The organism is Bradyrhizobium sp. IC3195 (assembly GCF_020193585.1).
Classification (GTDB): domain Bacteria; phylum Pseudomonadota; class Alphaproteobacteria; order Rhizobiales; family Xanthobacteraceae; genus Bradyrhizobium; species Bradyrhizobium yuanmingense.
The window spans coordinates 296,503-323,098 of sequence record NZ_JADYVG010000004.1 but is presented as its reverse complement, the minus strand read 5'-3'; the positions used below and the strand labels follow the sequence as shown (position 1 = coordinate 323,098).

Below are 26,596 nucleotides of genomic sequence, written 5' to 3'. Positions count from 1 at the left end.
GGCGCTTCTCGTCAGGCCGATACTGCCCGGTCCGGCGGGGCATATGCAATGGCAAACGGCCCCGCCCGGTCAAATGGCCGGAAGTCTCCCTCCGGTTGCGCCAGGCGATCCGCCACGGCCCACAGCACCGCCGGGTTCACGCCAAGCCCAATATGGCTCGCCAGGTGCACCTCGATGTTCTCGGCACGGTCGGAGGGGCGCAGCAGACAGGTCCGCCAGTTCACGACGCCGTCGGCGCGCGAATAGATCGACGTTGCCGGCACCGGCAGATCGCCGGCAATCGCCTCGCGTGCTTCCGCATAGTCCTCCACCTTCTCGCCGGATAACGTCTCATAGAGCCGCGTCGCGTGGGTCGCCCGCACATCGTTGGCGAAAGGGCTGCCGAGTGTGACGACGTAGCGGACCTTGTCCGGCGCCCAAAGCGCGAGATCGCGGGCATAGACGCCGCCGAGACTCCAACCGACCAGGCTGACCTTGCGTCCCGTGGCGGCATGGATTTCGGCCAAGCGCATGCGCAGCGAATCCCGCATTCGCCCGAGCCCGCCGAGATTGCGGCCCATCCGCCAGGCATGCGCCGCATAACCGAGCTCGCTGAGATAGCGCCGTATCGGCACCATGGAGAGGTCGCTGGCGAGAAAGCCCGGCAGCGCCAGCACCGGATGGCCATCGCCCCGCGGCGCCCGCATCAGGAGCGGCGACAGCAAGAGGCTCGCATTCAACTCGAATAGCCCACGGGCCTCGGCGAGCAGCAGGCCGAGACCCGGCGGACGAAGCCGGCCTTCTTGCAGCGCCCCGTCCGGCTCGGGCGACACTATTTTTTCTTGTCGCCGCTGCGGGTGCCGCCGAGGCCGGCCATCGCGACGAACATGTCCTGAAACCGCTCGGCGATCTTGGGATCGAAGGTGAACCAGCTCTGGATCAGCGATTCCGGCGAGACCTTCTCAATATTGCTGAGCACCTGCTGCTGCAGCTTGTCCATGACGGCGGTCTGCATCGGCGCCACGTCAGGCAGACCGAAGAACTGACGGGCTTCGAGGGGGGTACAGTCGATTTCGATGTTAACCTTCATGTCCCCTCCGGATGAGATTCGAGCGGCCTGTCGGAGTATCACCGCGAGAAGGTCCGCAAGGCAAGCGACCTGAGGGGAAGCCGCTAGGACCAGCTTCCCCAATCGACGGGTATGGTCAATCAAATTGTCGGCCCGCGCCCCGCGCAGAAGCTCGCCGGCCTGCCGGGGATTGCCGGGCAGCATTGCTGCACAGCGGCGCAACTTGGCGCGTTCCTTGCTGGAATGACGCTTGCACGGCTCGAGAACTCTGGGCAACATGGATCAGTTAGCCTCGCCGAACAATCAAAAATCACCGGCGCGGCAGTGTGGAGAGGGTCAAGAATGTCAGTCGGTCAAAGTCTGTTTGCGGCGACACTCGCCGGTACGCTCGCGTTGGCGGTCTCGCCAGCATCGAGCCAGACGCTACGTTATGCCAACCAGGGTGACCTGAAGTCGCTCGATCCCTATACCCTGAACGAGAGCACCACCCACGCTCATCTCGGCCACGTCTATCAGGGCCTCACGGCGCGCGACAAGGACCTCAAGATCATTCCGGCGCTGGCGGAAAGCTGGGAAACCCCAGAGCCGACGCGCTGGCGCTTCCATTTGCGCAAGGGCGTGAAATTCCACAACGGCAACCCCTTCACCGCCGACGACGTGGTGTTCTCGGCCGATCGCGTCCGCAAGAAGGGGTCGAACATGCAGACTCGCCTTGCGCCGGACGTCAAGGTGGTCAAGGTCGATGACTATACCGTCGACTTCGTCCTGCCCTCGCCAAATCCCATTCTGCATAACGCGTGGGATGTCTGGTACATCATGAACAAGAAATGGGCCGAGGAGAACAACGTCGTCGATCCGACGCCGGTGGCGGCGACCACGCCGAGCTATGCCTCACTGAACGAGAACGGCACCGGTCCCTTCATCATTGAAAGCCATCAGCCCGGCGTGAAGACGGTGTTCAAGGCCAATCCCAATTACTGGGGCAAGGTCGAGGGCAATCTCAAGGAGATCATCTTCACCCCGATCGCTTCCGACGCCACCCGCGTCGCCGCCCTGCTCTCGGGCGAAGTCGACGTCATCGAGCCGGTTCCGATCCAGGACATCTCCCGCGTCGATTCCAGCCCGAACGCCCAGGTGCTGAAGGGACCGGAGCTGCGTACCATCTTCCTCGGCTTTGACCAGATGCGTGACGAGCTGCTCTACTCCAACATCAAGGGCAAGAACCCGTTCAAGGACGTCCGCGTCCGCGAGGCCTTCTACAAGGCGATCGATATCGAGCTGATCAAGACGCGCGTGATGCGCGGGCTGTCGACGCCGTCGGCGCTGATGATCGCACCGGAACTGTTCGTGCTGTCCAAGGAGTTCACGCGGCCGAAATTCGATCCTGACGGCGCCAAGAAGCTCCTGACCGAAGCCGGTTACCCCGACGGCTTCGAGGTCACCATGGACTGCCCGAACGATCGCTACGTCAACGACGCCGCGATCTGCCAGGCCGTGGTCGGCATGCTCGCCCGCATCGGCGTCAAGATCAATCTCCTGGCGCAACCGAAGGCGCAGTACTTCGCCAAGGTGCTGAAGCAGGGCGGCTACCAGACCTCGTTCTACCTTTTGGGCTGGACTCCGAGCACGATGGATTCCCACAACGTGCTCTACGACATCATGGGCTGCCGCGACGATGCGAAATCCTCGCGCGGCGAGGCCAATCTCGGCGGCTATTGCAACAAGGAGTTCGACGCCATCACCGACAAGGTGCTGGTCGAAGCCGACACCACCAAGCGCAACCAGTTGATCAAGCAGGCCTACGAAATCGGCATGAAGGACTGGTCCTACATCCCGCTGCACCAGCAGGCGCTGGCCTGGGGCGTGTCGAAGAAGGTGAACTTGCCGCAGCGCGCCGACAATCTCGTCATGTTCCACTGGGCAACCAAGAAGGAATAGCGTCGGTTGAACACGAGGTCCCGGCGGCATTCGCCTTCCGGGACCTCTTCTTTCCGGCCGACAAGGACGTTGGCCGTACGCTCACCCAAGGACAGTGGAAGGCATGCTCGCTTTCACGCTTCGCCGCGCCGTTCAGGCCATCGGCGTCATGTTCGCCGTCGGCATCATCGCGTTCTCGATGTTCCGCTTCGCCGGCGACCCCGTCAACCAGATCGTCTCGATCGACACCTCGGCAGCCGAACGCGCGATCGTGCGCAAGTCGCTCGGACTCGACGATCCCGTGCCGGTGCAGTTCGTGCGCTATTTCGTCGATGCGGCGCAGTTCAAGTTCGGCGTCTCCTACCAGTTCCGCCAGCCGGTCGCGGCCCTGTTGATGGAGCGCATGCCCGCGACGCTGGAACTTGCGATCTGTGCGACCGTGTTTGCAATGGTGTTCGGCATCCTGATGGGCGTCTATTCGGCGCTCAAGCGCGATACCGTGCTGGCCAAACTATTCCAGGCGGTCTCGCTGATCGGCATCTCGCTGCCGACCTTCCTGATCGGCATTCTCCTGATCTACCTGTTCGCTGTGACATTGGGCTGGTTGCCCTCGTTCGGCCGCGGTGAGGTGGTCAAGCTCGGCTGGTGGACGACGGGCCTGCTTACGGTGTCGGGACTGAAGGCACTGATCATGCCTTCGATTACGCTCGGCCTGTTCCAGATGACCCTGATCATGCGGCTGGTGCGCGCGGAGATGCTGGAAGTGTTGCGGACCGACTATATCCGCTTCGCCCGCGCGAGGGGGCTGACTACGCGCGCGATCCACTTCGGCCACGCGCTGAAGAACACGCTGATTCCGGTGATCACCGTGGCCGGGCTTCAGTTTGGCTCGGTTATTGCATTTTCGATCATCACTGAAACCGTGTTCCAATGGCCGGGCATGGGGCTTCTGTTCGTCCAGGCCGTGCAAAACGTCGACATCCCGATCATGGCCGCCTACCTGCTGATGGTTTCACTGATCTTCGTCACCATCAATCTGGTGGTCGACATTCTCTACACCGTGGTCGATCCGCGCCTGCGCTCGACCGTCGGTCGCGCCGCATAGGACAACCTGCATGTCCGACGCAGTCGTCTCCAATTCCGACAAGCAGAGCGCACAACCGGTGCAGGCCGCCCATGGCTGGTTCAGCCGCACGCTCGACAGCGACCTGTTCTATTCGTTCCGCCGCTCCAAGCTCACCATGGTGGCTGCGGCCATCACGGTCCTGTTCTTCCTGCTTGCGATCTTTGCATCCGTGCTCGCGGTGCAGAACCCGTTCGATCCGGCACAGCTGCAATTGATGAATTCGCGGATTTCGCCGCTGTGGACTGCGGACGGCCAGAGCCCGTTCCTGCTCGGCACCGACGAGCAGGGCCGCGATGTGTTCTCCGCGATTCTCTATGGCATGCGCATCTCGCTCGCCGTCGGCGTCGCCGGCGTGATCTTCGCCGGCGCGCTCGGCATCGCCCTCGGCCTGATCGCCGGCTATTTCGGCGGCGCAGTGGACGGCGTGATCATGCGCATCGCCGACGTGCAGCTGACCTTCCCTGCGATCCTGATCGCGCTGCTGGTCAACGGAATCGCGAAGTCGATCCTCGGCAACCGGCTGGACGCCACCAGCATGCTGGTGGTGCTGGTGATCTCGATCGGCCTGAGCTTCTGGGTCGGCTATGCCCGGACGGTGCGCAGCTCCGTGATGGTCGAGAAGAACAAGGACTACGTGGCCGCTGCACAGCTGATCGGCCTGCCGGCGCCGAAGATCATGCTGCGGCACGTGCTGCCGAACACGATGGGCCCGATTCTGGTCATCGCCACCATCAACCTTGCTCTCGCCATCATCACCGAGGCGACGCTGTCCTTCCTCGGCGTCGGCCTGCCCGACACCATGCCCTCGCTCGGCACGCTGATCCGCATCGGCAACAATTATCTGTTCGCCGGCGAATGGTGGATCGTCGCCTTCCCGGGGCTCGCGCTCGCGGCGCTGATCCTGTCGATCAATCTGCTCGGCGACTGGCTGCGCGACGCGCTCAATCCGAAGCTTCGATGAATACGCCTCGTTCATGACCGAACCCGTCCTTTCCGTGCGCGATCTTCACGTGGAGTTCGCCTCCCGCCGCGGCACCCTGCGCGCCATCGACGGCGTCTCCTTCGAGATCGCCAAGGGCGAGGTGCTCGGCGTCGTCGGCGAGTCCGGAGCCGGCAAGTCCGTCACCGGCCTCGCGGTGATCGGCCTGATCGATCCGCCCGGCCGCATCGCCGGCGGCGAGATTCGTCTCGCGGGCCTGCGCATCGACAATCTGCCGCCGGAGGAGATGCGCCGTATCAGGGGCAAGCGCATCGGCATGATCTTCCAGGATCCGCTGACATCGCTCAATCCGCTGTACAAGGTCGGCGACCAGATCGTGGAGACGATCCGCACCCACCTCAATCTGTCCGAGTCGGCCGCCCGCCGCCGCGCCATCGACCTCCTCGCCGAAGTCGGCATACCCGCGCCCGAAAAGCGCATCGACGGCTATCCCCACGAGTTTTCCGGTGGCATGCGCCAGCGCGTCGTGATCGCGCTCGCGATCTGTGCCGAGCCCGAGCTGATCATCGCGGACGAGCCGACCACCGCGCTCGACGTCTCCGTGCAGGCGCAGATCATCTCGTTGATCAAGCGCCTCGGCCGCGACCACGGCACCGCGGTGATGCTGGTGACGCACGACATGGGCGTGATCGCGGAAACCTCCGACCGCGTCGCGGTGATGTATGCCGGCCGCGTCGCCGAGATCGGCCCGGTGCAGGACGTCGTGAAGAATCCGCTGCATCCTTATGCCAAGGGCCTGATGGGCGCGATCCCGACGCTTGCGGGCGAGGACAAGCGCCTGGTGCAGATCCCGGGCTCGATGCCGCGCCTGTCGGCGATCCCGCGCGGCTGCTCGTTCAATCCGCGCTGCGCCTTCGCCTTCGATCGTTGCCGTGTCGATCGGCCGGAGCCGCTGCCGCGCGGCGCGCAATCGGTGGCCTGCCACCTCTATGACGACGTGCCGGCGGAGAGCGTGGCATGAGTGCTCCCTTCGTCCAGGCCACAAACCTGCGCCGCGTCTTCGACGTCTCGAAACCCTGGCTCAACCGCGTGCTTGAAGGCGGACATCTCGAATATCTCAAGGCAGTCGATCACGTTACCTTCGACATCAGGAAGGGCGAGACGTTTGCCCTGGTCGGCGAGTCCGGCTCCGGCAAGACCACGGTGGCACGCATGGTCGTCGGCCTGCTGCCGCCAAGCGCCGGCGACGTGCTGATCGACGGCGTCTCCATGACCGACCCGCGGCAGGCGCCAGCGCGGCGGAAGCTGCGCCGGCGCATCCAGATGATCTTCCAGGATCCCTATGCGAGCCTGAACCCGCGCTTCCGGGTCGATGCCATCATCTCCGAGCCGATCCGTGCCTTCGACCTGATCCAGGGCGAGCGCGACATCCAGGCTCGCGTCGGCGAGCTGCTCAGCCTCGTCGGCCTGCATCTGGACGACCGGCTGAAATATCCGCACGAATTCTCCGGCGGCCAACGCCAACGCATCGCGATCGCGCGCGCGCTCGCGTCCGACGCCGAATTCATCGTCTGCGACGAGCCGACCTCGGCCCTCGACGTCTCCGTGCAGGCGCAGATCCTGAACCTGATGCGCGACCTCCAGGACAAGTTCGGCCTGACCTACATGTTCATCAGCCACAACCTCGCCGTGGTGCGCCACATGGCGAGCCGCGTCGGCGTGATGTATCTCGGCCGCATCGTCGAGATCGCGGACGGACGCGAGCTGTTCGCAAATCCGCGCATGCCCTACACCAAGATGCTGCTGGGCGCCGTGCCTGATCTTGCCATGAGCGGCCGCCAGCGCATTCCGGTCAAGGGCGAGATTCCGAACCCGATCAATCCGCCCTCCGGCTGCGCCTTCAATCCGCGCTGTCCTCTGGCGTTCGATCTCTGCCGCAAGGAAACCCCGGAACTAATCGACGGCGTCGCCTGCCATGCGGTCAACACCGCGCCGGTCCCGGCGTGACGCGCGCGTGCCATGCAGCCTGCGCATTTGGAAGCGGGGTGGCCCTGTGATCAATTGCGCGCGCCGGAAATAAGGTGGTGAAGTCCCATGGGCAGCAATATCAATCCCGATCCGTTCACGACGAGGCCCGAGATCGAGGGCACGTTCGGGGTCGTCGCCTCGACGCACTGGATTGCGACTGCCGTGGGCATGGCCATCCTGGAAAAGAGCGGCAATGCCTTCGATGCCGGCGTTGCCACCGCCTTCACGCTCCAGGTGGTCGAGCCGCATCTGAACGGTCCCGGCGGCGACGTGCCCATCATCGTGCATGACGTCAAGCGCGGCCGCACCGAGGTAATCTGCGGCCAGGGCCCGGCGCCGGCGCGGGCCACCATCGCGCATTACAGAAGCGAAGGCCTCGACATGGTGCCGGGCACGGGTCTGCTCGCCGCCTGCGTTCCCGGCACCTTCGAATCCTGGATGATGCTGCTGCGCGACTACGGAACGATGCGCGTGCGCGACGTGCTGGAGCCGGCGATCTCCTACGCCCGCGACGGCTATCCGCTGGTCGAGCGCGCCTGCGCCACGATCCAGACCGTCGAGCAGCTGTTCCGCAAGCACTGGCCGACGTCCGCCGCGGTCTACCTCCCGAACAGTGAAGTGCCGAAGCCAGGCGCGCTGTTCACCAACAAGACACTGGCTGCGACCTACGCCCGGATCCTGAGCGAGGCGGAAAGCGGCGGCGGTGGCCGCGATGCGGAGATCGAGCGCGCGCGCAAAGCCTGGTCGCAAGGCTTCGTCGCGGAAGCCGTCGACAAGTTCTGCCGAACCCAGGAGGTGATGGACGTCAGCGGCTCGCCACATCGCGGCGTGCTCTCCGCCGACGACATGGCGCGCTGGCAGCCGACAGTCGAGGCGCCGCTCACCTACGATTACGGCCGCTACACGGTCTGCAAGGCCGGCGTATGGAGCCAGGGCCCGGTCACGCTGCAGCAGCTCGCGCTGCTGAAGGGCTTTGCGCTCGACGGCCTCGACCCGACAGGGCCGGAGTTCATCCATCTCCAGATCGAATGCGCCAAGCTCGCCTTTGCTGATCGCGAAAAATTCTACGGCGATCCCAAGTTCAACGAGATCCCGATCGAAACGCTGCTGTCGGATACCTATAACGACGAGCGCCGCAAGCTCGTCACCGACAAGGCTTCGCTCGATTTCATCCCTGGTTCTGTCGAGGGCTTCGGCGGTGTCGTCAAGCTGCGCCGCGCGGAGGGCCAGCGCGAGGCGGTCGGCGCGCTCGGCGCCGGCGAGCCGACCGTGGGCCGCTTCGGCGAGGTGCGCGGCGACACCGTGCATTTCGACATCATCGATAGGGACGGCAATATGGTGTCGTCGACGCCGTCGGGCGGCTGGCTGCAATCCTCGCCGATCATTCCCGAGCTCGGCTTTTGCCTCGGCAGCCGCGCCCAGATGTTCTGGCTGGAGGAAGGCCATCCCGCCGCGCTCGCGCCGGGGAAGCGGCCGCGCACCACCCTCTCTCCGACCATGGCGCTGCGCGACGGCGAGCCTTACCTCGCCTGGGGCTCGCCGGGCGGCGATCAGCAGGACCAGTGGATCACGCAGTTCTTCCTGCGCCACGTCCATTGCAACCTCAATCTCCAGGAAGCCATCGACGCACCGGCCTGGCATTCCGAGCATTTCCCGATCTCGTTCTGGCCGCGCACCGCGCGTCCCGGCGTGCTGGTGGTCGAGAACCGCGTGCCGAAGGTGACGATTGAGAATCTCCGTGAACGGGGGCATATCGTCGAGATCGGTCCCGACTGGTCCGAGGGACGCCTGACCGCGGCCTCACGCGTGGGTCCGCGCCGGCGCGCCGCCGCCAATCCGCGCGGCATGCAGGGCTACGCGGCGGGACGCTGAAGGCAGCACATGACTTGGTCGATCATCGCGCGCGATCCTGCCACCGGCCAGTTCGGCATCGCGGTTGCGACCCGCTTCTTCGCCGTCGGCGCGCGCGTGCCCTACATCGCCGCCGGCCTCGGCGCGATCGCGACGCAGGCCTTCGTCAATCCCTATTACGGCATTGACGGCGTCAAGCTGTTGCGCGAGGGCCTCAACGCGCACGACGTGCTCGCCACGCTGCTGGCGACCGATGCCGGCCGCGAGAGCCGCCAGGTCCATATCATGGATGCCAGCGGCGCAATCGCCGCGCATACCGGGCGCGACTGCGTTGATTGGTGCGGCCACGTCGCGGGCAGCGGCTTCTCGATCGCCGGCAATATGCTCGCCGGCCCAGACGTGCTCGACGAGACCGCGAAGACATATATCGCAAATGACAGCCTGCCCTTCCCTCGTCGACTAATCGCGGCGATGCGCGCCGGCGAAGCCGCCGGCGGCGACAAGCGCGGCAAGCAGTCGGCCGCGCTCGTGATCCACGGCGAGGAGGAATGGCCAGCGCTGGACATTCGCGCCGACGACCATCCCGATCCGCTCGGTGAGCTCGAACGCCTCGAGCGCGTCAGCCACGAGCTCTGGGTGCATTTCCGCGCCTCCATGCCGACGCGGCAGAACCCGGCCGGCAACACCGATCGCAGCGTCATCGACGCCAGCATCGAAGCGGCGCGCGCGAGACGATCATGAGCGCCAGCCCCCTCATCGAGATCAAGGATCTGCGTATCCGCTTTCATGGCGACGACGGCCGTATCACCCACGCGGTCGACAGCGTCGATCTCAGCGTCGCCAATGGCGCGACGCTCGGTCTCGTCGGGGAATCCGGCTGCGGCAAGAGCGTGACGTCGCTGGCAATCATGGGCCTGCTGCCGAAGCAGAGCGCGGAAATAAGTGGCGCGATCCGCTTCGACGGTTTCGACCTGCTGACCACGCCGGACCAGACGTTGCGCGATCTGCGCGGCAACCGGCTGGCGATGATCTTCCAGGAGCCGATGACCTCGCTCAATCCGAGCTTTACGATCGGCGACCAGATCATCGAGACGATCCTGCGTCACCGGGGCGGCTCGCGGAGGAGCGCGCGCGAGCGCGCGATCGAGCTGCTGCGCCGCGTCCATATCCCTTCGCCTGAGCGTCGCATTGACGACTACCCACACAAGCTCTCCGGCGGCATGCGCCAGCGCGTGATGATCGCGATGGCACTCGCCTGCGACCCGCGGCTGCTGATCGCGGACGAGCCGACCACCGCGCTCGACGTCACCCTGCAGGCCCAGATCCTGGAGCTGATGCGCGAGCTGAAGGCCGCGAGCGGCGCCGCGATCATCTTGATCACCCACGATCTCGGCGTCGTCGCCGAGGTCTGCGACGAGGTCGCGGTGATGTACGCCGGCGAGATCGTCGAGCGGGCGCCGGTCGACGAGTTGTTCTCCGCGCCGCAGCATCCCTACACGGTCGGCCTGCTCGGCTCGATCCCGCGGCTCGACCACCGCGCCGAGCAGCTTGCGACGATCGAAGGCATGGTGCCGAACATGGCACAGCCGCCCGCCGGCTGCCGCTTCGCCGCGCGTTGCCCCTTCGTGCTCGACGTCTGCACCAAGGTGCCGCCGCCACTGGTCGAACTCAGCGACGGCCACCTCTCGCGCTGCATCCGCGCGCCGCTCGAATTGCTGGTGTCGTGATGGCGCTCCTCGAAGTCGAAGGCCTGGTCAAGCATTTCGTCGCTCAGCGCTCGCTGCTCGGCCGCGCGCTGGCGCACGTCAAGGCGGTCGATGGCGTGTCCTTCTCGCTGGAGGCCGGCAAGACGCTGGCCCTGGTCGGCGAATCCGGTTGCGGCAAGTCCACCGTCAGCCGCCTGGTGCTGCGGCTGATCGAGCCAGACGCTGGTATGATTCGCTTCGACGGCCGCGACCTGCTGGCGCTCGACGCCGGGACCTTGCGCGCCTTCCGCCGCGAGGCGCAGATCATCTTCCAGGATCCCTACGCCTCGCTCAATCCGCGCATGACAGTCGGCCAGATCCTGACCGAGCCGCTGGCGCTGCACGATCTGGTGCCGCCGGCGCGGCGGGCCGAGCGCGTCGCCGAACTGCTGCGGCTGGTCGGGCTGGAGCCGCGCCTCGCCCGGCGCTATCCGCATGAATTCTCCGGCGGCCAGCGCCAACGCATCGCGATCGCCCGCGCGCTCGCGGTCGAGCCGAAGCTCATCATCTGCGATGAGCCGGTCTCGGCGCTCGACGTCTCGATCCGCTCGCAGATCCTCAATCTGCTACGCGAGCTCCAGGACCGGCTTGGCCTCGCCTACATCTTCGTCTCGCACGACCTTGCCGTGGTCAAGCACATCGCCGACCACGTCGCGGTGATGAATCTCGGCCAGATCGTCGAGACGGCCGAAGCTGACGCGCTGTTCGCCGCGCCGCGCCACCCCTACAGCCGCGCACTGCTGTCGGCGATCCCGCTGCCGCAGCCGAAGGCAAAACGAACGACGGTGCTGCTGGAGGGCGAAATCCCGAGCGCCCTCAATCCGCCCGCCGGCTGCCGCTTTCACACCCGCTGCCCGTTCGTGATCGAGCGCTGCCGCAATGAGGCGCCTGCGCTTCTGGCCGACCACACGGGCCATGCCACCGCCTGTCACCGCACCGCGGAGCTGCCGTCTGCCGACGCCATTCTGCCCGCGGCCGGTGGGTTTTCGCCGGCGCTTGCAAAGCTGGTCGCGGCCTTCAGCCAAAAGACGGAAGGCAGCAGCCGCGACGGGGTTGGTATACAGTGCGCAGCGTCCGCAACGAAATAGCCGAAGCAATGGGGATTGACCGATGAAGATGTTTCGCCTGGCCGCAACAGCCGCCGCTGTGCTGGTGTCGATCGGGGCCGCGCAGGCCCAGACCACGTTGCGCATCGGCCTCGCCGAAGACCCCGATATCCTCGACCCTACGATGGCGCGCACCTATGTCGGCCGCATCGTGTTCTCCTCCTTCTGCGACAAGCTGTTCGACATCGACGAGAAGCTCAACATCGTGCCGCAGCTGGCGCTCTCGAGCGAAACCGCCGACGACGGCAAGGCGCTGGTCATCAAGCTGCGGCCCGGCGTGAAATTCCACGACGGTGAGCCGTTCGATGCCGAGGCAGCAAAATTCTCGCTGGAGCGGCATCTGACGTTCCCCGGCTCGTTCCGCAAGCCGGAGCTCGCCTCGGTCGATCACGTCGAAATCGTCGATCCCCTCACGGTCAAGCTGGTGTTGAAGTCGCCGTTCTCGCCCCTGCTCGCTCAGCTCACCGACCGCGCCGGAATGATGATGTCGCCGAAGGCGGCCAAGGAGGCCGGCGACAAGTTCGGCCTTCGCCCGGTCTGCGCCGGCCCCTACAAGTTCGTCGAGCGCGTGCAGCAGGACCGCATCGTGTTCGAGAAATTCGCCGACTACTGGAACAAGGACAACGTCTTCATCGACAAGATCGTGTTCCAGCCGATCGTCGATGCGACCGTGCGGCTCGCAAACCTGAAATCCGGCGGCCTCGACCTGATCGAGCGCGTGCTCGCCACCGATCTCAAGGAGGTGCGCGCCGACTCGCGGCTGAAGGTCGCGACCGCCATCGAGCTCGGCTATCAGGGCATCACGCTCAACATCGGCAAGGACAAGACCAAGGGCCCGCTCAGCCAATCCGCCAAGGTGCGGCAGGCACTCGATCTTGCCATCGACCGCGAGGCGATCAACCAGGTCGTGTTCAACGGCGAGTTTCAGGTCGGCAATCAATGGGTCAATCCTAATCATCCCTATTATCAGAAATCGCTTCCGATCCGTCCCCGCAGCGTCGAGAAGGCCAAGGCGCTGCTGAAGGAGGCCGGCGTGACGCCGCCGGTCAGCGTCGACTTCCTGGTGCCCAAGGGCGCGGAAACCGAAACACCGGCGCAGGTGATCCAGTCGATGGCAGCGGAAGCTGGGTTCGACATGAAGATACGCCTCACCGAATTCGCAACCGGGTTGAAGCAGGCGGAGACGGGCGACTATCAGGCCTACATGCTCGCCTGGAGCGGCCGCGTCGATCCCGACGGCAACACTTTCGTGTTCCTGCACAACGGCGCACCCCAGAACTATGGCGGGTGGAACAATCCACAGGCCGACAAGGCGCTGGAGGAGGCGCGGCTCGTCACCGATCCCGCCAAGCGCAAGGCGAGCTACGAGGTCCTGGCCAAGCTGGTCCAGGAGGAAGAGCCGCTGCTCTACCTCTATCACCGCCGCATCATCATCGCGCACACGACCAAGCTCGAAGGCTATAGGCAAATGCCGGACGGCCTCGTCCGCGTTGTCGGCCTCAAGCTGAAGTGACGCTGCGAGGATGCTGAACTTCCTCGCCCGCCGACTTGTGCAGATCGTGCCGACGCTGTTCTTCGTCTCGGTGCTGATCTTCTCGCTGCAGCAATTGCTGCCGGGTGACCCCGCGCTGGTGATGGCGGGCGAGGAGCGCGATCCCGCCGTGATCGAGCAGATCCGCCGCCAGTACCGGCTCGATCAGCCCGTCCCGGTGCAGTACGCCTACTGGATCAAGGGCGTGCTCTCTGGCGATTTCGGCGAGTCGCTGCGCAACAAGATGCCGGTGCGCGAGTTGATCGCACAGAAGCTGCCGGTGACGCTGCAGCTCGGCTCGATGGCGATCCTGATCGCGTTGCTGATCGGCATTCCCGCGGGCATCGTCGCGGCCGTGAAGAAAGGTTCGGCCTGGGACTACGGCGCGAACCTGTTTGCGCTGTGGGGCATCTCGACGCCGAACTTCTGGCTCGGGATCATGCTGATCTTCCTGTTTTCGATCGAGCTTGGATGGCTGCCGGCTTCCGGCTACGTGCCGCTCACCGAGAACTGGCGCGCGAGCCTGGCCGTCACCATCATGCCGGCCTTCGTGCTCGGCAATGCGATCGCCGCGATCCTGATGCGGCATACGCGAAGCGCCATGCTTCAGGTGCTGGAAAGCGACTACGTGCGCACCGCGCGCGCCAAAGGGCTGTTGGAGCGCACGGTGATCCTCAAGCATGCCATGCGCAATGCGCTGACCCCCGTCATCACGCTCGGCGCGCTCGAGCTCGGTACGCTGCTCTCAGGCGCGGTCCTGACCGAGCAGATCTTCTCCATTCCCGGCTTCGGCAAGCTGATCGTGGATGCCGTATTCAACCGCGATTATGCCGTGGTTCAGGGCGTCGTCCTGGTCACGGCCACGGTCTACATCACGCTGAATCTGGTGGCCGACATCGCCTACATCCTCGTCAATCCGCGGCTTCGGGGCTGATCATGACCGACGCCGCGCTGCCGAGTCCTCTCACGCGAGCCGACGAGCTGGATAGCCCGGCTCGCCGCGCGCGTCGGCGGCTGTTCAAGCGCAAGGCAGCGGTGTTCGGGCTCGTCGTGCTCACGATATTCATCACCCTTGCCGTGCTCGCTCCGCTCATCGTGCCCTATGATCCCATCGCGACGAGCTGGAGCCTTGTGCGCAAACCGCCGACCTCGGCCCACTGGTTCGGCACCGACGAGCTCGGCCGCGACATCCTCAGCCGCGTCGTCTACGGCGCGCGCGCCTCGCTGCTCGCAGGCCTAATCTCGGTCGCGATCGCGCTCGGCATCGGCGTGCCGCTCGGTCTCCTTGCCGGCTACCGCGGCGGCTTCACCGACGCGCTGATCAGCCGCATCACCGATGCGATGCTGGCCTGCCCGTTCCTGATCCTGGCGATCGCGCTCGCCGCGTTCCTCGGCCCGAGCCTCGGCAATGCCATGATTGCGATCGGCATCTCGGCGACGCCGATCTTCATCCGCCTGACCCGCGGCCAGGTGCTCGTCGTCAAAGCCGAAGACTATGTCGAGGCCGCGCGCGCACTCGGCAATCCGCCGTGGCGGATCGCGCTCTCGCACATCCTGCCGAACATCCTCCCCTCGCTTCTGGTGCAGGCGACGCTCTCGATCGCTGCCGCCATCATCGCCGAGGCCGCCCTCTCCTTCCTCGGCCTCGGCCAGCAGCCGCCGGCGCCGTCCTGGGGCAGCATGCTCAACGCGGCACAACGCTTCCTGACCCAGGCGCCCTGGATGGCAATCTGGCCGGGCCTTGCGATCTTCCTCGTCGTGCTGTCGCTGAACCTGCTCGGCGACGGGCTGCGGGACGCACTCGACCCAAGGCAGCGCTGATTATTCCTTTTGGTGAGGAGCTCAGACCACCACCTCCCGCAGCACGCGGCGGCAATCCATCTCGAATTCCAGATCGACCACCGGCGGACGGGCGAAATGCCAGGTCAGCCCGGAGCGGAGCGCGCCGCGACGGACCAACTCGTCCACCAGCGCATGGTGAAAGTCGTGCACGGAATAGGCCTGCACCCCGGTTGTATCCTTCCAGCCGAAGCCGAAGGCTGCCATCCGGTTTTCCATCTGCGACGTGGTGGTGAAGCGCACCTTCTCGCGCAGCCCCTCCGGGCTGAGATCGCGGTAGCGCACCGTGCGCTCGACATAGGAGCCGCTGCCCTCGCGCGCCTCGGCGCCGCCGGCGATGACGAAGCTCGGCAAATCTGACCGCGTCGGACGCGTGAAGGAGAACGCATAGAACGACGGTTCGGACGGCGGATCGATCTCGGGGCAGACATTGCTGCGCGCCACCGGATTGGTGCTGCCGTCGAAGATGCCCCATTCGGACAGCGTCTTCACATAGTGCAGATTGAACGCGCGAAAGCCTTCTTCGCTGAAGGCCGCTGGCGAGCGCAGCTCGCAGGCGCAGAACGCCGTCAGCGGGCGGCCCGCCTCCTGGATGAACTTTGCCGCCAGCGCAAATCCTTCGGCGAGCGGCACCAGGCGGTCGAACCGGACCCGCTCGATCTCGTAGCCCTCATCCGCGGCAGCACCGGCGGAATATTGGAAGACGGACGGAATGAAACGATAGTTGCCGGCCGAGAATTCGCGCGTCATGACGGACTCCTATTCCAGTTGCATGCGAGTGCCCTTGGCGCCGTTGAGCAGGCGCTTCAGGTGAAATCCGGCCAGCGGATCGTCGGCGTGCATGCCGACCAGCGCGGCGAAGGACGGCATGGCCGCGGCATCGCCGGCCTCCATCTTGGCAAACGCTTCGGCATATTGCGCCGTCGCTGGCGCCTCGAACCTCGCCTGCGGCAGCGGCTCGAATGCGCGCAGCGGCTCGCTGCGTCCGCGCAGCATCAGGTCGCCCACGGGACGGCCACGAAAGTTTTCGGCCCCATTCGCAACGCTGGCACTAACGCAAATGCGCGTTCCCAGGTGCTTGTTCGCCGCCTCAAGCCGGGCCGCAATATTGATGGTGTCGCCATAGGCCGTGTAGTCGAAGAAGCGGTTGCCGCCGAAATTGCCAACCAGCGCCGGACCGGCATGAGCGCCGATGCGGGTAGCTCCGAAATTCACGCCTCTTGCCTTCCAGCGCGCCGAAAAATCCTCCGCCCAAGCGTCGAGAGCATGGGCACAGGCGACCGCACGGGTTGCATAGTCCGGCTGGTCGCCGGGGGCATTAAACAGCACCTGGATCGCATCGCCGATGATCTTGGCGACCGTCCCCTCATGGGCGAAGACGATCTCGGTCATGCCGCCGACATATTCGTTGAGGAGCTCGCCCAGGGTCTGCGGAGGCGCGGTCTCGACCAGCGAGGTGAAGCCTGTAATATCGGTGAACAGGGTGGCGACATCGCGCCACTGCACCTCAATGCCGTCGCCATCGACGTTCGCGGCCAGCCGCCTTGCAATCTCCGGCGAGAAGAAGCGCGACAGCGAGGCATGGGCGCGCTCGGCTTCCATCTGGCGCCGCCGCACCTCGCGCAGCATCTCCACATGGCGGACGGTCTTCTCGATCGTAGCTTCGAGGTCGGCGAAGTCGATCGGCTTGGTCAGGAAGTCGAACGCACCGCGGTTCATGGCGGTGCGGATGTTGCTCATGTCGCCGTAGGCCGAGACGATGATGGTCGACTTCTTCTCCTGGGCCTCCTGGAGCTTCGCGAGTAGCGACAGGCCGTCCATTCGCGGCATGTTGATATCGGAGACCACCATGTCGACATGCGGATTCTGCTCCAGCGCTTCCAGCGCCTCCAGGCCGTCGCGCGCGAAGATCAGCGCGAGCTGCCCATCGCGGATCTGCCTGCGGAATTTCTGCAGGATCAGCGCCTCGAGATCCGGCTCGTCGTCGACGAAGAGGATGGTCGCAGTCATGCGGCTTGCTCGAGCCTCGTGTCGATCTCCTGCCGCAGCAGCGCAAAGTCGATCGGCTTGGTGAGGAGCCCGACGGCGCCCCGTTCGATCGCCTTGCGGCGCGTCTCCGCATCGCCATAGGCCGTGATCATGATGACGGGAACATCGGGATGCGCGGCACGCACCTTCGGCAGCATGTCGAGCCCGCTCATGCCGGGCATGTTGATGTCCGACAGGATCAGGATCAGCGAGGGATCACGGACTTCGGCGGCGCGCTCGAGCGCCTCGGGGGCCGAGAGGGCAAACTCCATCTGAAACCGGCCGGCGCGCAGGTCGCGCCGGAACTGCTGCCGAAACAGTGCCTCGACGTCGGGCTCGTCATCGACGACCAGGATGTAAACGTTCAAGACTTTCCTCCGGAAGTGTCGCCCGCTGCCATCGTCCGCGGCAGCGTGATGATGAACTCGGTGAATACACCTTGTGTGGTGTCCACGTCGATCGTGCCGCCGTGTTGTTTCACCACGATGTCGTGGCTCATTGAAAGGCCGAGTCCCGTGCCCTCGCCGGCCGGCTTGGTGGTGAAGAAGGGATTGAACATCTTTTCCTTCACCTCGGCTGGAATCCCGGTGCCGTTGTCGCGAATCCGGATCTGGACCCTGTCGCCGAGATTCTTCGTTGCCGCGCGCAAGGTGGGCTCGAATGCATCGCCCTCGCTCTCCTTGCGCTTGGTCGCGGCATAGAAGCCGTTCGAGATCAGGTTCAGCAAGACGCGCGTGATCTCCTGCGGATAGACGTCGATCATGCCGGCAGCCGGGTCGAAATCGCGCTGGAGCGTGACGTTGAAGGCAGGCCTTTCGGCGCGCGCGCCGTGATAGGCGAGATTGAGGCTCTCCTCGACCACCGCATTGATGTCGACGGCACGATGCTCACCGGACCCCTGACGCGAATGCAGCAGCATGTTCCTGACGATGGAATCGGCGCGCTTGCCGTGCTGCACCACCTTCTCGAGATTGGCCCTGAGCATGCCGGTCAGCTCGTCGACCTCCTTCTTCGTCTTGCCGTCGAGCACGGCCGATTGCAGGATCTCGTTGAGCTCGTCGATCAGCTCGGTCGAGACCGCGGAGAAGTTGTTGACGAAGTTGAGCGGATTCTTGATCTCGTGGGCGATGCCGGCGGTGAGCTGGCCGAGGGAAGCGAGCTTTTCGGTCTGAATCAGGCGGTCCTGCGCGGTGCGCAGATTGTCGAGCGATTGCGATAGCTCGGTCGTACGCTCGCGCAATTGCTTCAGCAGGCGCGTATTCTCGATCGCGATGACGGCTTGCTTGGTAAAGTTCTCCACCAACGCGACTTGTTTGTCCGTGAAGCCGCGAATCTCTTGTCGAAAAATCGTCATCGCGCCGATCAGATCATCCTCTTTCAGCATGGGTACGGAGAGAAGGGTTCGGGCGCCGGCAACGTCGGCCATTCCGACGACAAAGGGAACACCGGCCTTGTACCCAGGACTTTCCCTCAAGTCATTGATCTGCGCGGGCTGATGCGTCGCAATGATTGCAGCCAGCGTCGTTCCTGGATGTGGGAAGATCGGAGTCCGCTTACGGAAGGCGGAGAAATCGGGCGGAATGTTGTAGTCGGTGACGATGTTGAATTTCTGGCCGTCCCACAGATTCATCGTGCCGAAATTCGCACCGCAGACGCGGGTAGCATTCTCCAACATCTTCTGAAACACCGGCTCTAACTCTCCCGGAGAGGAGCTAATGACTTCGAGCACCTCCGACGTCGCCGTTTGTTGCTCGAGCGACTCCCGCAATTCGGCGGTCCGCTTCTCGACCTTGTTCTCGAGGTCCGCATAGGATTCCTGCAGGCGCGCGCCCATGTCGTTGAACTGGTCGGCGAGCCCTTCGAGCTCGTCGCCGGTCTTGATCGAGATGCGCTGGGAGAAATCACCACCGCCCATTCGTTCCGCGCCGCTCCGCAGCGCCTGAATCGGCCCGACCATGCGGCGCGCCAGGAAGATCCCGGCCAGCACCGCGAAGATGGATGCCGCGAGCAGCACGATTGCAAGGCGCTGCAGCGAAGCATAGAGCGCGGCATAGGCTTCCTCGACCGGCAGCTCGACGAACATGGTCCAGCGCAGCGGCTCGATCGGGGCCGATGCGGTCAGCACCTTCTGCCCCTGGATGTTGTGGGCCTCGGAAAGCACGTCAGGCATGGCGCCGCCGGACTGCACGGCGCGTACCTGCGCAAGGCCGGACATGTCGGTGTTGCGCAGCACGAGACTGATGTCGGGATGCGCGATCAAGCGGCCCTCCGGGCCGACCACGTAGGCGTTGCCGTGCTCGCCGACCTTGATCTGGGACACGACGTCCCAGATCAGCTTGAGATTGACCTCGGCGATGCTGACGCCGGCATCCTTGCGTGCGCCCGCAAGCGCCAGCGTCATGTAGGGCTCGGACTCCCGGCGAAAATAGACCGGCCCGTAATAGACCTTGCGCGCGACCGCCTCGGTGAACTTCGGATCGCTCGACAGGTCGATCCCGCTGTCGAGCGCGTCCATCGCCAGCCGCGAGACCCGCAGCCGCTCCTTGCCGGTCGAATCCACCTGGGCCAGCTCGGTGATCGCAGGGACCTGGCGCAACAGGCGCAGCGCGTCAAACCGGCGCTGCTCGATCGAGCCGCCCGACCAGGGCAGCTGCGTGGTCCAGCCGAGCTGGCTCTCGATCTCCTTGACGAACCGGCCGATCTTGGCAGCGGCCGCCTCGGCCTGCTCGTGCTGGACCCGGATCAGAGCGGCCTTGTGCTCGCGATAATAGAAGTAGACTTCGAACAGGCCATTGGCGAGCAGCGCAATGGCGACGACCGCCACGAAAAGCGCGACGTATTTGGCGAAGAGCCGGGTCCGGATTCCGCGCCCCGCCGTGTCGCCGGAGGCGACCTCGCCTGGGGCCGCGCTCGGCAATGTCCCGGCTCGAGGTGTATCGGGGTGGAGGGACAGGCTCATTCCACGGAACCTAGCAAGAAGACCGGACCTTGTCTCTCGCAAGCGCGGCAAGGAGCTCGCCCGAGACCCAACGAAAAAGGGCGGCAGCGGATCACCGCTGCCGCCCTTTCGGGACTAACCTGCCAGCGGCCTCAGGTCGGCCGTAGCGCCTTTGAATCGAGGTCCAGCTCGCCGATCTGCTTGTTCCGCTCCGAATCGGCCGCCGCGCGATGGTCGGTCGCCAGCACCACATAGACTGCCGGCAGCACGAACAGCGTGAACAGCGTGCCGATCGACATGCCGGCGACGACAACGAGACCGATCGAGAAGCGGCTGGCCGCGCCCGCGCCGGTCGCGGTCAGGAGCGGGATCAGGCCGGTCACCATCGCGGCCGTGGTCATCAGGATCGGCCGCAGACGGATGCGGGCCGACATCTCGATGGCCGAGCGGCGGTCGAGCCGCTCGTTAACCTGGAGCTCGTTGGCGAACTCCACCATCAGGATGCCGTGCTTGGTGATCAGGCCGACCAGGGTGAGCAGACCGACCTGGGTGTAGATGTTTATGGTCGCCATGCCGAAGAACAGCGGGATCAGCGCACCGACGATCGCCATCGGCACCGAGATCATGATGACCAGCGGGTCGCGCAAGCTCTCGAACTGGGCCGCCAGCACCAGGAAGATGATGATCAGCGCGAAGCCGAAGGTGATGGCAAGCTGATTGCCTTCCTGCACGTATTGCCGGGAGTCAGCCAGATAGTCGTGGCTGAAGCCTTGCGGCAGCTTCTTGGCCTCGCCTTCGAGGAAGTCGACCGCAGCGCCGACGGTCACGCCGGGCATCGGCACGGCGGAGAACGTCGCCGAATTGAGCTGGTTGTAGTGCGTCAGCGAATTCGGATCGGTCTTGGTCCTGATCGAGACCACGGTCGACAACGGAAGCTGCTGCCCGGTGTTGGTCGTCACATAGTAGCCACCGAGCGATTCCGGGGACAGCCGCTTGCCGCGCGGCACCTGCGGAATCACCTGATAGGAGCGGCCCTCGAGGTTGAAACGGTTGATGTAATTGCCGCCGAGCAGCACCGCGAGCGTCGAGCCGAGGTTCTGCATGTTGACGCCGAGGTCCTGAGCCTTGGTGCGGTCGATCGTCACCTCGACGTTCGGCTGGTTGTAGGCGAGGTCGCTATCGGAGACGATGAACATGCCGCTCTTGCGTGCAGCCTCCTTCAGCTTCTCCATCTGCTCATAGACCGTCTGGAAGCTGGCCGTGGAATTGATCACCATCTGGATCGGCAGACCGCCGGGTCCGCCCGGCAATGGCGGCAGGTTGAACGCGAACGCCTGCACGCCCTCGATCTTGGAGAGCTCGGCCTGCACCAGCGGCTTCAAGGCGATCGACGAGCGTGTGCGCTCGTCCCAGGGCTTCAAGAGCATGCCGGCAATGCCGCCTTGCGGGCCGTTGATGCCGTTCAGCACGAAACGCAGATCGGTCTCGGGGAATTTCTGGAATTCCTTGTCGAGCTTCTCGCCGTAGAAATCGACATAGTCGATGTTGGCGTATTTCGGCGCCTTGGTCACCGCGAACACGATGCCCTGATCTTCCTCGGGCGCCAGCTCCTTCGAAGTGTTCATGTAGAGGAAGCCGACGAGTCCCAGGATCGTCACGGCGAACAGGCCGGTGATGGCCTTGTAGTCGAGCGAGCGGTCGAGCTTGCGGCCGTACCACCGCGTCATGGCGCCGAACACCCGGTTCACCAACTTGGCGAAGCGGCCCTCTTCGGTGTTCTTCAGCAGCACCGAGCACATCATGGGCGACAGCGTCAGCGCGATCACGCCTGATACGATGACCGAGCCTGCGAGGGTAAAGGCAAATTCGCGGAACAGCGACCCGGTGAGGCCACCGAGGAACCCGATCGGCGCGTACACGGCGGCGAGCGTGATGGTCATGGAGATGACCGGCCCGACGATTTCGCGCGCGCCTTGTAGCGAGGCCTGGACCGGCGTCTTGCCCTCCTCCAGATGGCGATGGATGTTCTCCACCACGACGATGGCATCGTCGACGACGAGACCGATCGCCAGGACCATCGCGAGCAGGGTCAGCAGGTTGAAGCTGAAGCCCAGCGCCAGCATCATCGTGCAGACGCCGATCATCGACAACGGAATGGTGACGACGGGAATGATGACGGAGCGCAGCGAGGCCAGGAACAGGAAAATGACCACGATCACGATGATGACGGCTTCGCCCAATGTATTCCGCACCTCGTCGATCGAAGATTGGATGAACTTGGTCGAGTCGTAGGCGACCTTCATCTTCATCGAGGGCGGGAGGTTGCGTTCGAGCTCGGGGAACAGCGCGCGCACACCCTTGACCAGCGTCAGCGGATTACCCTGTGGCGTCGCCTGCACGCCAATGAAGATCGCGCGCTCGCCGTTAAAGGCGACGCTGGCATCCGTGCTCTGGGCTGCAAGCTCGACGGTGGCGATGTCCTCCATCCGCACGAAGCCGCCGTCCTTGGCCTTGACGATCATCTTCTTGAACTGATCGACGTTGGTCAGGCCCGTGTTGGTCGAGACGTTCGAGACGATCAGATAGCCCTTGGTCTGGCCCGCCGCGGACTGGAAGTTGTTGGCCTGGATCGCCGCCGCAACGTCAGCCGGCGATACGTTGCGGCCCGCCATCTTCACGGGATCGAGCCACAGCCGCATCGCAAAGGTCTGGCCGCCCAAAATGTCGGCCGAGGCGACGCCGTCGACGGTCGACAGCACCGGCTGCACCACACGCGTCAGATAGTCGGAGATGGCCGAGCCGGACAGCTCGTCCGAGGAGAAGCCGAGATACATCACGGCCGTGGTCTGGCCGGTGGTCTTGGTGACGATCGGGTCGTTGGATTCCTTCGGAATCAGGTACTTCACTGAATTGGTCTTCGCCAACACCTCGGTGAGCGCCTGGTTCGGATCGAAATTCAGCTTGATGTAGACCTGGATCGTCGAGGTGCCGAGCACCGAGGACGAGGTGATGTAGTCGACGCCTTCGGCGGACGCGACCGCCTGCTCGATCGGCGTGGTGATGAAGCCCTGGATCAGGTCTGCGGACGCGCCGGGATAGACGGTCGTGATGTTGATGACCGTATTCGACAGCTTCGGATATTGCCGGATCGGCAGCACCATTGCCGCGCGCAGGCCGATCAGCAGGATCAGCAGGCTGACGACGACCGACAGGACCGGTCGTTTGATGAAAATGTCGGTAAAGGCCATCGCGGGCGATCTCGATTTCTTTTTTTCAAGACGCGTGATCCGGCCGGGCCGGATCACGCGAGGATATTGTCAGTAGCGCGGCGGCTGCGCCGGGATCTGCGGGGCCGGATCGGTCGAGATCGATACCGGCGCGCCTGATTGCAGCTTGAGCTGGCCGAGAGCGACGACCTTGTCGCCTACCTTCAGGCCCTTGACGATTTCGACGCGACCCTCGACCCGGTTGCCGGTCTGCACGAAGGTGCGCACCGCCGACAGGCTGGTCTTGCCGTCTTCTTCCTTCTTCTCGGTGATCACGAACACCGAGTCGCCGTACAGCGTGTAATCGACTGCCGTTTCAGGCACCGTGATCACGGCCGGCTTTTCCGGCAGCACCACGGTCGTGGTGACAAACATGCCGGGCTTCAGGATCTTCTCCGGATTGGCAATCGTGGCCTGCACGCGGATGTTGCGAGTATCGGTCGAGATCTGGGGCTCGATCGTGGTGATCTTGCCCTCGAAGGTGCGGCCCGGATAGGCGTCGACCTTCAACCGCACGACCTGGCCGACCTTGAGGCTGCCGGAATCCTTTTCCGTCACCGTGAAGTTGGCCCACAGCTCGGACAGATCGGTCAGCGACACGATCGCCGTGCCGGCGGTCAGATACTGGCCGACCTCGACCTTGCGCATGCCGAGATCGCCGGCGAACGGCGCGCGCACCAGCTTCTGCGAGATCAACGCCTCGGTCTTGGCGATGCCCGCCTGGGCCTGGTCATAGGCAGCCTGCGCGGTATCGACGGTCGCCTGCGGACCGAACTGGCGCGAGGCCAGCTGCTTGGCGCGTTCAAGCGACAGCTGCGCGACGGTCGCTTGCGCCTTGTAATTGGCGAGATCGCCCTGCTCGGGCGCGTCGAACAGTTGCACCAGCGGCGTGCCGGCCTCGACGCGCGTGCCCGGCTCGAACTTGATCGCGGTGACACGGCCGTTGACGTCGGCGCTGACGTCGACCTGATGCACGGCGACGAGGCTGCCGACCGCGGTGAGCAGGTTCGGCACCACCTCGGACTTCGCCTCGGCCGCGCTGACAGCGGTCGGCGGCGGCTTGTTGTTGGCGAAGAATTGCTTGATCATCTGGCCGCGGAAGTAATTGAACCAGACGAGCCCTCCGACGAGCACGGCCAGAAGCGTGCCAACGATGATGAACCAGCGCACTGGCCGGACCGGACGCTTGGGAGCCTTGTTGTCGATCGGTTGCCCCGAAATCTTGTTTTCGGCCACGATGTTCATGTCATGCACTTTCTGCAATCGCCGCCCGGTTCGCATCCGCGGCCTGATTGCGGCCCAGATGCGAAGCAATTGCGGCGTCGTTAAGTCCGATACCCCTCAGGAGAAACTCACAGAGCTGCCGCTCCAGGTCGGTCGCCCTGCCATAAGCAAGACAGGGCGTGGCCGGCAGCCTGGTCAGCGCCGCGGTCATCACCGCATGATGCGCGAACCAGAACAGGTTGAGCGGATCGCCAGCGCAGGGCCGCGCGTCACCGCTCGCAACCGCACGCTCGAGCGAGGCGACGAAGACAGCGCCGATCAGCGTCTCGATCTTGGCATACAGCAATCGGGCGAATTCGCCGTCATCCAAATGGCTCGTGGCCATTAGCCGCAGGCGCTGGGCCTCTTCCTGATCGGGACCGTCGGCGATCTGGAGGAAGTGTTCGACCATGCCGCGGATCACCTCGACCAGCGTAGCCGTCGACGGCTCGCGCTCAAGCAGCTCCATCAGAGCGGGATCCGCCTCGCATTCGTCGCTGAGGATCTCGGCGTAGAGCGCCGCCTTGGACGGGAAATGCTTGAACAGCAGCGCTTCAGAAATGGCAGCGGCGGCCGCCACGCTCTTGGTCGTGGTGCCGTTATAGCCGTGTCGGGCAAAGCAGCGCTTTGCGGCGCCGAGGATCAATTGACGCCTCAGGTCGCTCGTCATACGCAATGAGCTCATGCTGGGTGAGTAAGCACTCACCCACGCAGGAGTCAAGCACTATGTTGCATCGCAACCTGCGTGCGACCTAGAATCAATGGAAATTGGTCGAGCCTGCACGGCCCGCGTGCAGGCGTTCGGGGATGGACGGACCGCCTAGATCGGCTGGAAGCCGAGGTCAGCACGGATCCGGTTGACGATGTAGGTCCCGTCCCGCGTCGGCAGAATCCGCTCAAGGCCGGCGCTGTCGATCTTCACATTGGCAAAGCGCGGACCCGCAGAGACGTCGTGGACGGCTTTGGCGAAGGCTTCGACTTCGGCCATGGTCGTGACAGCCCGGCTGTCGTTAATGCCGCAAGCCCTGGCGATGCCGACGAGGTCGGCGGCGGCGGAGGTGTGGCTGGTCTGGCCGCCGGTCTCGCCATAGGCCTCGTTGTCGAGCACTGCGATCGAGAGGTTGGCCGGCTTCTGCAGGCCGATGGTGGCAAGGCTGCCCATGCCCATCAGCATCTCGCCGTCGCCGGTGATAACCAATACCGGCAGCTTCGGCTGCGCCAGCGCCAGACCCAGCCCGATCATCGCGGCGCCGCCCATGCCGCCCCAGAGGTAGAAGTTGCGGGCGTGGTCGCCGGCGGCGCACATGTCGTTGGTGGAAGCGCCAAGGCCGCCGATCGCGACGACGTTCTTGCGGTTCGCCAGCAACGTGGACACCACCTGCCGGCGGTCGAGGAGATTGGCCTTGCTCATTTGGTGAAAACCTTGGCGCCGATCAGGCGCTGCGACAGAAGGACGGCGGTTGGCGTCAGCGCGTTGTAGGCCTGCGCCGCGGACGCTTCCAAGACGGCAGGCACCTCGGCAGCGTGCGAGGCGCGCAGCACCTTGACGCCGGAGAGCTCGAACACGCCTTGCGTGGTCGAGCCCATCGGCACCTGCCACGGATTGAACTCGCCCCACTCGCCGCGCATCGTCACGAGCGTGAGGAACGGAAAGCGCAGGATCGGGATCAGCGACAGCATGTTGATGCAATTGCCGACGCCGCTCGATTGCATCAGCAGCACGCCGCGCTGTCCGCCGGCCCAGGCGCCGGCGAGCAGCGCCACGCCTTCCTCCTCCGTCGTCAGCGCAATGCCGCGCATGGTGGAGGAGGCCAATACGCGCTGGATCAGCTTGGAATGACCGGCGTCCGGAACATAAGGCACCTGCCGGACGTCGAAGCGCTGGAGGGTCGCGAAAATATCGTCGGGCCAGTTCGGCGCCGTGTCGGCAGCGTCAGCGCGTGCGTGCATTTTCCTGTCCGGTCGGCTAG

Annotated in this window: 23 protein-coding genes; 12 read left to right on the top strand and 11 right to left on the bottom strand. The window is 64.7% G+C overall.

The genetic code is table 11. The features are described from left to right. Positions 1 to 11 precede the first annotated feature (11 nt). Positions 12 to 812: an alpha/beta hydrolase gene (locus I6F09_RS11860; RefSeq protein ID WP_036025771.1), complete on the bottom strand. Its 801-nt coding sequence runs from the start codon at positions 810 to 812 to the stop codon at positions 12 to 14. After that, positions 812 to 1,069 (bottom strand): DUF6489 family protein, encoded by a 258-nt coding sequence (locus I6F09_RS11855; RefSeq protein WP_035710680.1) that lies wholly within the window; start codon positions 1,067 to 1,069, stop codon positions 812 to 814. The genes I6F09_RS11860 and I6F09_RS11855 overlap by 1 nt, the downstream gene beginning before the upstream one ends. A gap of 321 nt (positions 1,070 to 1,390) precedes the next feature. Here I6F09_RS11855 and I6F09_RS11850 point away from each other — a divergent pair, with 321 nt between their 5' ends. The 12 genes from I6F09_RS11850 to I6F09_RS11795 all read left to right on the top strand — a co-directional run bounded on the left by I6F09_RS11850 (position 1,391) and on the right by I6F09_RS11795 (position 15,113). Then, the gene (locus tag I6F09_RS11850; protein WP_036025774.1) at positions 1,391 to 2,986 is read left to right on the top strand and encodes an ABC transporter substrate-binding protein; all 1,596 of its coding nucleotides are present in this window, start codon (positions 1,391 to 1,393) and stop codon (positions 2,984 to 2,986) included. Positions 2,987 to 3,089: 103 nt separating this feature from the next. Continuing rightward, complete coding sequence (locus I6F09_RS11845) at positions 3,090 to 4,070, top strand: ABC transporter permease (RefSeq protein ID WP_225188110.1); 981 nt, start codon at positions 3,090 to 3,092, stop codon at positions 4,068 to 4,070. Positions 4,071 to 4,080: 10 nt separating this feature from the next. Further along, complete coding sequence (locus I6F09_RS11840; RefSeq protein WP_036004773.1) at positions 4,081 to 5,052, top strand: ABC transporter permease; 972 nt, start codon at positions 4,081 to 4,083, stop codon at positions 5,050 to 5,052. Positions 5,053 to 5,065: 13 nt separating this feature from the next. Next, entirely contained in the window at positions 5,066 to 6,052 is a 987-nt protein-coding gene (locus tag I6F09_RS11835; RefSeq protein WP_036004770.1) for an ABC transporter ATP-binding protein, read from the top strand. Next, the gene (locus I6F09_RS11830; RefSeq protein ID WP_225188109.1) at positions 6,049 to 7,038 is read left to right on the top strand and encodes an oligopeptide/dipeptide ABC transporter ATP-binding protein; all 990 of its coding nucleotides are present in this window, start codon (positions 6,049 to 6,051) and stop codon (positions 7,036 to 7,038) included. Before I6F09_RS11835 ends, I6F09_RS11830 begins: the two co-directional genes overlap by 4 nt. Positions 7,039 to 7,125: 87 nt before the next feature. Next, a complete protein-coding gene (locus I6F09_RS11825) occupies positions 7,126 to 8,931 on the top strand; it encodes a gamma-glutamyltransferase family protein (protein ID WP_225188108.1) in 1,806 nt (601 codons plus the stop codon). 9 nt (positions 8,932 to 8,940) lie between these two features. After that, positions 8,941 to 9,651 (top strand): DUF1028 domain-containing protein, encoded by a 711-nt coding sequence (locus I6F09_RS11820; protein ID WP_225188107.1) that lies wholly within the window; start codon positions 8,941 to 8,943, stop codon positions 9,649 to 9,651. Next, positions 9,648 to 10,637: an ABC transporter ATP-binding protein gene (locus I6F09_RS11815; protein WP_225188106.1), complete on the top strand. Its 990-nt coding sequence runs from the start codon at positions 9,648 to 9,650 to the stop codon at positions 10,635 to 10,637. The genes I6F09_RS11820 and I6F09_RS11815 overlap by 4 nt, the downstream gene beginning before the upstream one ends. Continuing rightward, positions 10,637 to 11,743, top strand: coding sequence for a dipeptide ABC transporter ATP-binding protein (locus tag I6F09_RS11810; protein ID WP_225188105.1), 1,107 nt, complete (start codon positions 10,637 to 10,639; stop codon positions 11,741 to 11,743). The genes I6F09_RS11815 and I6F09_RS11810 overlap by 1 nt, the downstream gene beginning before the upstream one ends. A 22-nt stretch (positions 11,744 to 11,765) precedes the next feature. Then, positions 11,766 to 13,274 carry an ABC transporter substrate-binding protein gene (locus I6F09_RS11805; protein ID WP_225188104.1) on the top strand — a complete coding sequence of 503 codons (1,509 nt, stop codon included), beginning with the start codon at positions 11,766 to 11,768 and terminating at the stop codon, positions 13,272 to 13,274. 10 nt (positions 13,275 to 13,284) lie between these two features. Beyond that, positions 13,285 to 14,226 carry an ABC transporter permease gene (locus I6F09_RS11800; RefSeq protein ID WP_025034874.1) on the top strand — a complete coding sequence of 314 codons (942 nt, stop codon included), beginning with the start codon at positions 13,285 to 13,287 and terminating at the stop codon, positions 14,224 to 14,226. Positions 14,227 to 14,228: 2 nt separating this feature from the next. Next, the gene (locus I6F09_RS11795) at positions 14,229 to 15,113 is read left to right on the top strand and encodes an ABC transporter permease (RefSeq protein WP_225143751.1); all 885 of its coding nucleotides are present in this window, start codon (positions 14,229 to 14,231) and stop codon (positions 15,111 to 15,113) included. Between the two features lie 21 nt (positions 15,114 to 15,134). Here the strand turns inward: I6F09_RS11795 and I6F09_RS11790 are convergent, their stop codons facing one another. The 9 genes from I6F09_RS11790 to I6F09_RS11750 all read right to left on the bottom strand — a co-directional run bounded on the left by I6F09_RS11790 (position 15,135) and on the right by I6F09_RS11750 (position 26,576). Further along, positions 15,135 to 15,881 (bottom strand): hypothetical protein, encoded by a 747-nt coding sequence (locus I6F09_RS11790; protein WP_225127385.1) that lies wholly within the window; start codon positions 15,879 to 15,881, stop codon positions 15,135 to 15,137. Positions 15,882 to 15,890: 9 nt separating this feature from the next. Further along, positions 15,891 to 17,141 (bottom strand): adenylate/guanylate cyclase domain-containing protein, encoded by a 1,251-nt coding sequence (locus I6F09_RS11785; RefSeq protein ID WP_036004735.1) that lies wholly within the window; start codon positions 17,139 to 17,141, stop codon positions 15,891 to 15,893. Then, positions 17,138 to 17,527, bottom strand: coding sequence for a response regulator (locus I6F09_RS11780; protein ID WP_025034870.1), 390 nt, complete (start codon positions 17,525 to 17,527; stop codon positions 17,138 to 17,140). Before I6F09_RS11780 ends, I6F09_RS11785 begins: the two co-directional genes overlap by 4 nt. Then, positions 17,524 to 20,118, bottom strand: coding sequence for an ATP-binding protein (locus I6F09_RS11775; protein WP_225188103.1), 2,595 nt, complete (start codon positions 20,116 to 20,118; stop codon positions 17,524 to 17,526). Before I6F09_RS11775 ends, I6F09_RS11780 begins: the two co-directional genes overlap by 4 nt. A 131-nt stretch (positions 20,119 to 20,249) precedes the next feature. Then, positions 20,250 to 23,345: a MexW/MexI family multidrug efflux RND transporter permease subunit gene (locus I6F09_RS11770; RefSeq protein ID WP_036025801.1), complete on the bottom strand. Its 3,096-nt coding sequence runs from the start codon at positions 23,343 to 23,345 to the stop codon at positions 20,250 to 20,252. Positions 23,346 to 23,414: 69 nt separating this feature from the next. After that, positions 23,415 to 24,608: an efflux RND transporter periplasmic adaptor subunit gene (locus I6F09_RS11765; protein WP_036004727.1), complete on the bottom strand. Its 1,194-nt coding sequence runs from the start codon at positions 24,606 to 24,608 to the stop codon at positions 23,415 to 23,417. A gap of 1 nt (position 24,609) precedes the next feature. After that, complete coding sequence (locus tag I6F09_RS11760) at positions 24,610 to 25,311, bottom strand: TetR/AcrR family transcriptional regulator (protein ID WP_063822469.1); 702 nt, start codon at positions 25,309 to 25,311, stop codon at positions 24,610 to 24,612. A gap of 135 nt (positions 25,312 to 25,446) precedes the next feature. Continuing rightward, complete coding sequence (locus I6F09_RS11755) at positions 25,447 to 26,037, bottom strand: thiamine pyrophosphate-dependent enzyme (protein WP_036043107.1); 591 nt, start codon at positions 26,035 to 26,037, stop codon at positions 25,447 to 25,449. Continuing rightward, on the bottom strand, positions 26,034 to 26,576 hold the full coding sequence (locus I6F09_RS11750) for a phosphonopyruvate decarboxylase (RefSeq protein WP_225188102.1): 543 nt from the start codon (positions 26,574 to 26,576) through the stop codon (positions 26,034 to 26,036). Before I6F09_RS11750 ends, I6F09_RS11755 begins: the two co-directional genes overlap by 4 nt. Positions 26,577 to 26,596 lie beyond the last annotated feature (20 nt).